The sequence below is a fragment of the Hymenobacter agri genome (assembly GCF_054778495.1).
On sequence record NZ_BAAGZM010000376.1, the window covers coordinates 1 to 4,205 of the forward strand.

General features: G+C 61.6%; 1 protein-coding gene. It reads right to left on the reverse strand.

Annotation, left to right across the window (positions count from 1 at the left end; translation table 11 throughout):
• Positions 1–283: 283 nt before the first annotated feature.
• Positions 284–3,658, reverse strand: coding sequence for a TonB-dependent receptor (locus ACYVDE_RS15975; protein ID WP_460502542.1), 3,375 nt, complete (start codon positions 3,656–3,658; stop codon positions 284–286).
• Positions 3,659–4,205: the final 547 nt, after the last annotated feature.

Below are 4,205 nucleotides of genomic sequence, written 5' to 3' on the forward strand. Positions count from 1 at the left end.
CCGCCGGGCCGCCGTGGGCCGCAATGGCCGCCACGTGCCGGGCCACGAAGTCGCCGTCCTGGTCGTCGTAGCGGTGCGGGTACCACTTGGGAAGATGTAAAATCTTCAATGGAGAATGGAAAATGAGGAATTGTCTTCGCAAACAAAGTACGGGCCTGCCTGGCACAAACGAAGACGCGGCCGCTCCCAAGGGAACGGCCGCGTCGGCGAAGCAGAAGTTTCAAAATCAACCTGCCGTCAATTCTTCATTCCTCGTTCTACATTCTTCATTGAGCCGTAGGCACTAGAACGAGTAGCGCAGGCCCAGCTGCCCCTGCCAGCGCGAGGCTAGCTGGTCGACCGAGTAGGTGGCCGGGGTACCGTAGGTGTAGGTGGGGCGGTTGAACACCGAGCTGTAGCTGGCGTTCAGGTTGCCGGCACCGTCGGCGTAGGCGGCGGCCTGCGTGAGGCCGGTGCCCAGCGTCGAGTTGAAGGTATTGGGCACGAAGTACTGGCGGCCCCAGTTGCGGTTCAGCAGGTTGCCCACGTTGATGATGTCGAGCGAAATCTGGAGCGTGTGGCCCGACGACACCACGCCGGCAGCATTGGGCTCGAGGTTGCCGAGCTTGGCTTCCACCATGAAGCGCACGTCGGCCTGGTTGTTCCAGGGGGTGCGGCCGGCGTTGCGCTCGGCGTACTGGCCGCGGCGGGTTTTCAGGTACGAGTCGCCTTCCACGAAGCTGTTGAGGGCGTTGTACTGGGCACCGGTAGCATCCACCACGTAGCCGCTGGGGTTGGCAGCGGTTTTGGGCACGGCCGTTACGAAGGTGATGTCATTCGGGCCGCTGGGGATGTAGGCCAGCTGCACGTTCTGCTGGCCGTTGCCGAGCAGGTTGTTGTTGTACACCCAGGTGTAGGGCGAGCCGCTGGCGTAAGTCAGCACCGAGGTGAAGTAGCCGGTGAAGCGCTGGGCGAAGGTTTTGTGCAGGTTCAGCGAGGCCACCACGCGGTGGCGCAGGTCGAAGTTCGACAGGGCCAGGGCCGGGTCGTTCACGTTCAGAGCCGGGTTCAGCTCCCAGTTGCTCTGGGGCGAGTTGCGGATGCCGTTGCTGATGTCGTAGCTCTTGCCGTAGGTGTAGGCCACCGAAGCATCAATCAGGTTGTTGATGGTCTGACCCACCGAGCCGGTCAGCTGGTAGCGGTAGCCTTTCTGGGTGTTGGTCAGGAAGAAGGCGTTCGAGAAGTTGCTGTTCACCTTGCTGCCGAAGCCGGCGGCGGTGTAGCGCGGGCTCTCCGTGGGGCCCTGGGCGAAGTAGGTGGCGTTGTCGGCCAGGTTGATGTTTTCAAACTTCACGTCCTGCAAAGTCTTGGTGTAGAGGCCTTCCACCGAGAAGCGGGTGCCGGTTTTCAGCTTGTAATCGAGGGCCAGCGACGAGCGCCACACCTGCGGCATCTTGAAGTTGTTGTCCACCAGGTTCACTTCCGTGGTACCGGCCTTCAGGTTAGCGGGGTTGTAGGCCGAGCTGGGCAGCTGGCTGTAAATCTTGTTCGGGTCGGCGTTCAAGGTGTACACCGTGCCTGCGCCGCCGTTGGTGGCGCGGATGTTGTTCACATCCACCGAGTTGAAGTTCACGCCGTTGTTGTAGTAGGCGTAGCCGAACCAGGCAAACGGCACCCGGCCCGTGAATACGCCCGTGCCGCCGCGCAGCACCACCGAGCCGTCGCCCTTCACGTCGTAGTTGAAGCCCAGGCGCGGCGAAATCTGCACCTGGCCCAGGTAGTTGTTGTTCAGGTCTTTCCAGGGCGTGTGCGAGTACGTCTGGTTCAGGGTGTTGGCGTCGTTCTGCGGGTTGTTCACCAGGCCGGTGTTCAGGGCCGGCTTGGTGGGCAGCGAGGCGATGTCGAAGCGGATGCCGGGCGTGATTTTCAGCTTATCGTTCACGTTCCACTCGTCCTGCAGGTAGGCGCTGAAGAAGTTGATGTTGAACGCCGCCGACGGGTTGTTGAAGTTGTAGGCGTAGGAGTTGTCGGTGTTGTTGTAGGTGCCGCGAATGCGGTTGGGCTTGTCGGCCAGGAAGTCGGCTACGTTGTTGTACTCGATGCGGCCATTCCAGGAGTTGATGAAGCCGTAGTCAATGTGGTACAGCTCGTTGTGCGTGCCCAGCGTGAGGGCGTGCGCGCCTTTGTAGAAGGTGAAGTTGTCGGTGATTTCGAACGTCTTCTGGCGGGTGTTGAAGATGCTGGCTTCGCGGTCGGAGCCCAGCAGAATTTGGTTCGAGCCCACGTAGTTCTTGCCGGCATCAGTGCCCACGTTGTTAATCTGCACGGCCGGGAACAGGTTGGCCTGGCCGCCGAGCAGGTCGCGGTAGTCGTGAATGTTGGTGTAGCCCAGAATCAGGTTGTTGGCAAACTGCGAGCTGAAGTTGCTCTTCACCTCCAGCACCGTCGAGTTCTGAATGTTGTTCTGGTTGAAGTCCTGCGAGCCAAACTTGAACAGGCTGCCCGAACGCTCCAGGTTGGTCGCCGTCGAGTTGATGTAGTTGTGACGCAGCGCGATGCTGGTCTTGTCGTTCAGGTTCCAATCGAGGCGGGCAAACAGCTTGTTCGAGTTCGCGTGGATGTTGTATTCGCCGTACTCGCCCACGTTGTAGCCGTAGGAGTTCTGCAGCTTGTTGGTAATCTGCTGGGCCAGGTCCACCGTCACCGGCGAGCCGGGCGTGCCCGCGGCGTAGAACTGCGGCTCCTGGCGGCGGGCAATTTCGGCGTTCGTAAAGAAGAACAGCTTGTTCTTCACAATCGGGCCACCCACCCGGAAACCGGTCTGGTAGTCGTGGTAAGCCGAGCCAATCATGCTGCGGCTCTCGTCGATGCTGCGGCCGGTCACGTTCTGGTTGCGGCCGTAGCCATACACCGAGCCGTGAAAGTCGTTGGTGCCCGAGCGCGTCACGGCATTCACCGAACCACCCGTGAAGTTGCCCAGCTTCACATCATACGGGGCCACCGAGGCCTGAATTTCCTGAATAGCATCGAGCGAGATGGGGTTGGCGCGAGCCGAGCCGCCGGGCAGGCCGCTGGTGCCGCTCTGGCCGCCCAGCGAGGGCGAAAAACCAATGGCGTCGTTGTTCACGGCGCCATCGAGGGTGATATTGTTGTAGCGGAAGCTCGAACCGGCAAACGAGTTGCCCGAATTGCGCGGGTCGAGGCGCGTAAAGTCCTGAATGCTGCGCGAAATGGTGGGCAGCTGCTGCAGGGCTTCGCGGCCCACGGTGGTGCCGGCGCCGGTTTTGGTGGCCTGGGTGTTGCCCACCACCACTACTTCATTCAGCTGCTGGGCCTCGGTGGCCAGCACGAAGTTGAGCTTGGTGGTATTGCCCAGCGTCAGGTACACACCATCCACGGTCTGCTCCTTAAAGCCCACGTAGGTCACCGTTACCTGATAGGGCCCGCCGGGGGCCAGGTTTGGGATGGTGAAGCGGCCGTCGGGCTCGGTGCCGGTGCCCCGCTTGGTGCCGGTGGGCAGGTTGGTGGCCACCACCGTCACGCCAATCAGCTCTTCGCCTTTGTCGGAGGTCACCTTGCCGGTCAGGCCCGAGGTGGTTACCTGCGCCTGCGCCCAAGGCGCCCACGCCAGCAGGCTCAGCAAGAGAAGAATACGGGTAAAGCGAGTTCGCACAAACATGGGTTGGGGTTTGGGTTGATTGCGGCTGCAAAGTTCCGAGCCCTGAACGGCGGCCGGTCCTGCCGGGCCGTTGCCGAATTGTTGTATTTCGTGTCGACCTATAACATTCCCGTAACACGGGACCCAATCGGGCCGGTCAGGGCCCCGCATTATCATTGTATGAAGGAAGAATGAAGCCAGTAGCCGGCCGCTTACTTTTGGCCCGGTGCCGGCCGCAAACGGCCCGACGGGTAACCGCCTGTCATCCTGAGCAAAGCGAAGGACCTTACCACGGATGTGCAGTTTTCATTCAATCGGGATAAAGTCCTTCGCGCTGCTCAGGATGACAGCATAAAACCGTCCACCCCAATCCCCTCCCCCACTTCCGGCTGGTTACCATGACCATACACCCGATGGAGGCCCGCCACTGGCCCCAGGTTCGCGCTATCTACGAGGCCGGCATGGCCACGGGCCACGCCACCTTCGCCACCCACATACCGCGGGGCCAGGGCTGGAGCAAAGCCCACCTGCCCCACGGCCGGCTGGTGGCGCTGCACCCCAGCGGCCG